General features: G+C 64.6%; 6 protein-coding genes and 3 pseudogenes. 1 reads left to right on the top strand and 8 read right to left on the bottom strand.

The features are described 5' to 3' along the window. The first annotated feature begins 213 nt into the window (after positions 1-213). A complete protein-coding gene (locus AC5E6N_RS22785; protein ID WP_491749951.1) occupies positions 214-1,119 on the top strand; it encodes a LysR substrate-binding domain-containing protein in 906 nt (301 codons plus the stop codon). A gap of 132 nt (positions 1,120-1,251) precedes the next feature. On the opposite strand, the pseudogene AC5E6N_RS22780 reads toward AC5E6N_RS22785, so the two are convergent. The 8 genes and pseudogenes from AC5E6N_RS22780 to AC5E6N_RS22745 all read right to left on the bottom strand — a co-directional run. Then, positions 1,252-1,750, bottom strand: a pseudogene (locus AC5E6N_RS22780) (DUF932 domain-containing protein); the annotation flags it as partial. A 93-nt stretch (positions 1,751-1,843) separates the two neighbouring features. Next, complete coding sequence (locus tag AC5E6N_RS22775) at positions 1,844-2,383, bottom strand: hypothetical protein (RefSeq protein WP_491749952.1); 540 nt, start codon at positions 2,381-2,383, stop codon at positions 1,844-1,846. Positions 2,384-2,428: 45 nt separating this feature from the next. Beyond that, positions 2,429-2,476, bottom strand: a pseudogene (locus AC5E6N_RS22770) (hypothetical protein); the annotation flags it as partial. A gap of 35 nt (positions 2,477-2,511) precedes the next feature. Further along, complete coding sequence (locus AC5E6N_RS22765; RefSeq protein ID WP_491749950.1) at positions 2,512-2,886, bottom strand: 3-hydroxyacyl-CoA dehydrogenase NAD-binding domain-containing protein; 375 nt, start codon at positions 2,884-2,886, stop codon at positions 2,512-2,514. 68 nt (positions 2,887-2,954) lie between these two features. Next, on the bottom strand, positions 2,955-3,809 hold the full coding sequence (locus tag AC5E6N_RS22760) for an isocitrate lyase/PEP mutase family protein (RefSeq protein WP_491749949.1): 855 nt from the start codon (positions 3,807-3,809) through the stop codon (positions 2,955-2,957). A 9-nt stretch (positions 3,810-3,818) separates the two neighbouring features. Further along, positions 3,819-4,433: a 3-isopropylmalate dehydratase small subunit gene (gene leuD / locus AC5E6N_RS22755; protein WP_491749948.1), complete on the bottom strand. Its 615-nt coding sequence runs from the start codon at positions 4,431-4,433 to the stop codon at positions 3,819-3,821. Beyond that, entirely contained in the window at positions 4,430-5,827 is a 1,398-nt protein-coding gene (gene leuC, locus AC5E6N_RS22750) for a 3-isopropylmalate dehydratase large subunit (RefSeq protein WP_491749947.1), read from the bottom strand. The genes leuD and leuC overlap by 4 nt, the downstream gene beginning before the upstream one ends. Next, positions 5,824-6,119: pseudogene (locus AC5E6N_RS22745) on the bottom strand (hypothetical protein); the annotation flags it as partial. The pseudogene AC5E6N_RS22745 and the gene leuC, both read right to left, overlap by 4 nt.

Here is a 6,119-nt window from a genome sequence, read left to right as displayed (position 1 = left end):
GGCCAGGACGGCGGTGACGATGGCCAGCGCGGCCCGTCCGGTGCGATAGGTTGGCGATGCGTCGGTCATGTTTGCCTGGTCTCCCGCCGGAGTGAGCATGCGGATCGCATGACCGTGCCGTGGGGCGAGATGCGCCCGTCCAAGAATCCAGGAAAATCATGTATCACTGGCGAAGAAAAACGAATTCCTGGTCATTTCACATGAGGCACAGTCATGGATAGTCCGACCCGCACCTTGCCGCCGCTGTCCCGCTTGAAGCCGTTCGAAGCGGCCGCGCGCCATGAGAGCTTCACACTGGCGGCCGCGGAGCTTGGGATGACCCAAACGGCGGTGAGCAAGCAGATCGGGCAGTTGGAGCGCGACCTGGGAACCAAGCTCTTTGAGCGCCGGAACCGGGCGGTGTTTCTGACCGATGAAGGGCGGAGGCTTGGGCGAGTGGTGAGCGCGGCCCTCGCCGACATCGCCGCGGAGGTCGACTATCTGCGTGGAGACCGGCGGTCGGATGAACTGATCCTCCATTGCCAGCTCTGCGAGGCGTTTTACTGGCTGATGCCCAGGCTTGCCCGCTTCCACGAGCGCCATCCCGGCGCGGAGCTTCGCGTCGTCACGGCGCTCAGGCCGCTGACGGAAGCTAAGGAGCAATTCGATGTGGCGATCCAGACCGCCGGCCGGCCATCGGGGACGGCCCGGCTGGCGTTCACCGCGTCCGACGAGATCTTCCCGGTCTGTGCGCCCACATTGCTTGGAGAGGCGGATTTGCCGCTGCCTCCCGCCGCGCTCGCCGCGCATCCCCTTTTGTCGCACCGGGTCGTGCCGCAGGAATGGATGGACTGGCCGGACTGGTTCGAGGCCGTCGGTATGAGCATTCCAGCCGGTCATCGCCTCATCGGCTTCGACAGCTTCCCGCTGGTGCTTCAGGCGGCCGTGTCCGGACGGGGGATCGCGCTGGGTTGGCGACGCACGGTGCGGGGCATGATCGACGAAGGCAAGCTGATCCGCCCCTGCGCCGAAACCGTGGCACGCCCCACCGAGATGGCGATCTATCGCGGCTCGGGGCGTGGCCTGCACCCGAAAACCGACACGCTGGTGGCTTGGCTCGCGGATGAGCTTTCGGGCTGAAACGAGTGCCTTCTGGCAGGATCGCAGGCCGGTATCCGTTGATCTTGAGAAAACCTCGGTCTCGAAACGATGCCACGTGCACCAACGAGCGGGTGGCCACTCTCCGGCTCCAGCGACCACCCGGCCCATTGTCTAAGCGGCCTCCAACAGCTTCTTGGCACGGGTCTCCATGGTGAGGCGCGCGTCCTGCTGCGGCTTCGAGCGGGCGACCGCGGTGATGCCCTGGACGAAGTCGAACACGCTTTCCGGAGGGCGACCTTCTTCTACCAGCACGGTCTCGACGATCTTCGCGGTCTCGGCTTTCGAGAAGCCGCGTTTGCGCAGGAAGTCGGTGCGATCCCCGCCCGTGCGGGCAACGATCCGCTCCCGCGCGGTGCGGATGCCCTCGATGAAGGGCCGCGGCGAGGAGTCCGCGAAGCGATTGGCGGCGTATTTGGAATGCCGGATGCTGATCTCCTGGAAGTCCTCGACGCCCCACAGATTGCGGTTCCGGCAGGCGGCCCGCAGATAGAAACTGGCGATGCCGAGCGTTTTGGCGCCCACCTCGGTGGAGGTCGGGCGAGCCGTCTGGCAGAGTGCCAACTCGATTGATTGGGAGGCGGAAATTTGCCAGCATGCGGAACGTGAATCGAACTCAATTTCCACGGCATCAACACCTCCCGCACAAAAGCGAAAAGTGTTACCCATGTGTCCGGTACAAAACGTCACCTATGTCTCGGGTCGGTCATTGCTGAATGCCGCTTTCGGAAACGTCGGCGGCATTTTTGTTTGCGGCACAAAGGCTTAGGGTGCCCGCGAGCTCGCCCTCGATGTCGATCAGATAGCCTTTTGTTGCCGCTTTGTCCGGGTTCAGGACGATGCGGTCGATCAGACTGCGCAGGATTTCGACAGCCTCGGGACGGCCGTCTTTGCGGTCCAGCGCCTGACGAAGATTCGTGACAGCCTGGCGATAGCGCGCGCCCATCTTTGGGTGCAGCAGCGTCTTTTCTTCCTTTGGACTGTCCGCCAGGCGCGCGCGGATGTCGGCAGCTTCCGCTTCCAGTTTGTGCATGCGGCCCTTGATCTTCGCGCCGGTCAGCGTGCCGTCGGCAATGGCGTCGATGATCCGGTCCTGTGCGCGGTCGATCTGGTTGAGACGTGCCTCATCCTTCGCGCGCCCGGCGCTTTCGGCCATGCGCAGTGCGTTGATCTGCTTTGTGTATTCATCGCAGAACAGGGCGAGCAGTTCGTCGTCCATCAGCCGGTGCTGAAGGCCGCCGAGCACGGTTTCTTCCAGGACATCGCCGCGAATGGTCCGGGTGTTTGTGCAGGTGCCCTTGTTGCGCGCCGTGGCACAGCCGAAATGGTCTTTGCTGATCTTGACGAAGCCGCCGCCGCACTCACCGCATTTGATCAGGCCGGACAGAAATAGCGGGGCCGCCTGCGATCCCAGAATCCTTCTGCTGGCTTCTCCTGCTTTCCGAGAGCCACCGCTGCCTGACGGGCTTTGACACGATCCCACAAATTCTGATCGATGATGCGCATGTCGGGAACGTCCTGCGCGATCCATTCCAGTGCCGTGACACTCCGACGGGTCCAAGACAGCAGCCGCTCGCGGATTTCGGGCTTGGGATCGAAGACCCTGACGGTGTGGCCGGCCCGGGCGAAGACAACAGCCCAACCCGAGCCGACCAGGCCGGTACCCACGATGGCGGTGATGTGATCCGCCGCTGTGCTGATGTGATCCGCCGCTGTGCTTATGGCGCTTGTGTGCGGACCTTCCGCCATGGGGCCTCCTTCCATTCCGGCCAAAGGCTGCATCATCAAGATCTGGGATCAAACACCAAGCATGGCGCTTACTGCTGCGGATAGCGGCGCTCGAACTCCCAGATTTCGGGAAAGCCGATCAGCTCGTTGAACTGAGCGAAATCGTAAAGCGGTGTCTTTTCCGTGGTGCATCCATTCTCCCGTATATCGGCATAGACCGATTCCAGGGCCTTTCCGGTTGCCAGGAAACCCGACCCCGGGAAGAGCGCGATGGCAAAGCCGATCTCTTTGAGGCGCTGCGCGGACAGCACCGGAGTTCGCCCGCCCTCCACCATGTTGGCCAGCGTGGGCGCGTCGATTTCCGAGCAGATCCGCTTCATTTCCTCATCGCTCTCTGGGGCTTCGACGAACACGATGTCGGCGCCCGCGTCACGGTAGAGCTTGCCGCGCCGGATGGCCTCGTCGATGCCGTGGGCAGTGCGCGCATCGGTGCGGGCGATGATCAGGAAATCGTCGCTTTTGCGGCTGTTGCAGGCTACCTCCACCTTCTTTGCCATCTCGTCGGCGGCGATGACGCGCCGGTTCGGCGTGTGACCGCATTTCTTCGGAAACTTCTGATCTTCGATCTGGATCGCCGCAACCCCGGCGGCCTCGTAGCCGCGAACGGTGTGCGCCACGTTCAGCAGACCGCCATATCCGGTATCGGCGTCGGCAATCAGCGGGGTCTTTGTCATCTGGGCGATCCGCCCGGCGCGTTCGACCATGTCGCGATAGGTCGCAAGCCCGGCGTCCGGCAGCCCCAGATGGGACGCGACGGTTCCGTAGCCGGTCATGTACAGCGCGCTGAACCCCATGCGGTCGGCGATCAGCGCGGAAATCAGGTCGAAGACGCCGGGCGCCACGACCATGTCCTTCGAGAGCGCCGTTTTAAGGTCCAATGTCATAGCTTTTCCTTATGCTTGCTTGGGATGTGACAGCCATGGCCGATCTTCCGCCCGGACTCGCTCGAAGTCACGGACAGTCTCCAGGTCCTTCAGCGTCATGGCGATTTCCGAAAGACCCTGCTGCAGCATGTCCTTCCGGTAAGCGTCGATGGCGAACCTCGCCGAACAATCCGCATAGGTGATTTCCTGACGGGACAGGTCGGCCTTGACGGTCATGCCGGGATTCATGGCGCAGGCCTGCCATAGCGCGCGAATTTCGGATGCGGGCAGGGACACCGCCAACAGCCCGTTCTGGGCGGCATTGTTGTAGAATATGTCGGCAAAGCTCTCGGCGATGACCACCCGGAAGCCGAAATCCATCAATGCCCAGACCGCGTGCTCGCGCGAGGAGCCGCAGCCGAAGTTCTCGCCCGCGACAAGGACGGATGCGGCCGCCATGCCGTCGCGGTCCAGAATGAAGGGCCGGTCGCCGTCCATGGTGCCGCGCAGATCGGTGAACAGGGCATCGCCGAAGCCGTCGCGCCGGCCGCGCCGGAGGAACCGGGCGGGTGCGATCAGATCGGTGTTGACCTGCGTGCGTTCCAACGGCGCGGCAACGCCTTCGTGGGTGAGGAACGGGATCATGACGGGGTCTCCATCCGGCGGACATCGGTCAGCCGGCCGGCGATCGCAGCGGCGGCGACCATGGCGGGGCTGAGCAGGTGGGTTCGACTGCCCTTGCCCTGCCGACCTTCGAAATTGCGGTTGGTGGATGAGGCGCAGCGCTCACCCGGCGGCACCAGATCGCCGTTCATGGCCACGCACATCGAACAGCCCGGATCGGTCCACTCGAAGCCCGCGGCGCGGAAGATGCGATCCAGTCCCTCGGATTCGGCCTGCCGCTTGACCTGTGCCGAGCCCGGCGTGACATGGGCGGGCACGCGGGCCCGGCGGCCGCGCGCGATGCCGGCCGCCGCGCGCAGGTCCTCGATCCTGCCATTGGTGCAGGACCCGATAAAGGCGCGGTCGATGGCGATCTCGGTCATCGGCGTGCCCGGCACCAGGCCCATATAGTCCAGCGTCTTTTGGACGTGCCGGCGCCTGTCGGGATCGCCTTGCGCGTCCGGATCGGGAACGTGTCCGGTGATCGGCACCACATCCTCGGGCGAGGTGCCCCAGGTCACCATGGGTGCGATTTCGTCCGCGTTCAGCGACACTTCCGCGTCGAAGACGGCCCCGCCATCCGAACCGAGGGTGCGCCAATGCGCCTCCGCCCGATCCCACAGGTGCTCTTTGGGGGCATAGGCGCGCCCGGCAAGCCATTGAAGGCTGACATCGTCGGGCGCGATCATGCCGGTGCGCGCGCCCGCCTCTATGGTCATGTTGCAGACCGTCAGCCGTCCTTCCATCGAGAGCCCGTCAATGGCGCTTCCGGCATATTCGATGATGTGCCCTGTCGCGCCGCCCGCGCCGATGCGCCCGATCAGGGCCAGGATGACGTCCTTGGCGACCACGCCCTCGCCGAGCGTGCCGTCGATGGTGACCCGCATGCTCCTGGGCTTGTGCTGCCAGATAGCCTGGGTGGCGAGGACATGGGCGATCTCGCTGGCGCCGATGCCGAACGACAACGCCCCCAGGGCGCCATGGGTCGCGGTGTGGCTGTCGCCGCAGACCAGGACGCAGCCGGGCAGGGTCAGGCCCATCTCCGGCCCGGCGACATGCACGATGCCTTGCCGCGAGGTGCCCGGCCCGAACGACTCGAAGCCCCATTTCCGGGCGTTGCGATCCAGCCGTTCGACCAGGCCGTCGAAGTCGGTCAGCCGGCGCGCCGCCGACGAGCCGGTGGCGATGTAGTGATCGGCCATGCCGAAGGTCAGGCCCGGCCGGCGCAGCGGATACCCTTCGGAGTCGAGCTTGTCGAACCCCTGAAACGTGGCATCGTGAACCAGGTGCCTGTCGACATAGAGCAAGGTCGCACCGTCCGCGCGTTGCCTGACGGTGTTGGCCGTCCAGATCTTGTCCAGCAGGGTTTGGGTCATGTCCGTGGGCCTTCCGCCTCGCCATGGCTCGTGATGTCCCCTCGCTGCCTGGCGCGCCTGATCCGCTTCAGGACGAACGGCGTCGCGGCGGCGGCAACCAGCAAAACGATCAGGACGAGGCTGATCGGGCGCTCGAAGAAGATGGTGAAGTCGCCGCGGCTGAGCTGCCAGGTGCGCAGCAGATTGCCTTCCAGCATGCGGCCCAGCAAAAGGCCGATGACCATGGCGACCACGGGGTAGTTGAAATGCTTCATGACGACGCCGAGGATGGCGCCGCCGGCAAGCGTCATCG

The organism is Hoeflea sp. (genome assembly GCF_984452065.1).
Note: the sequence above shows the minus strand (reverse complement) of the source record. Positions and strands in the feature narration are given on the sequence as shown.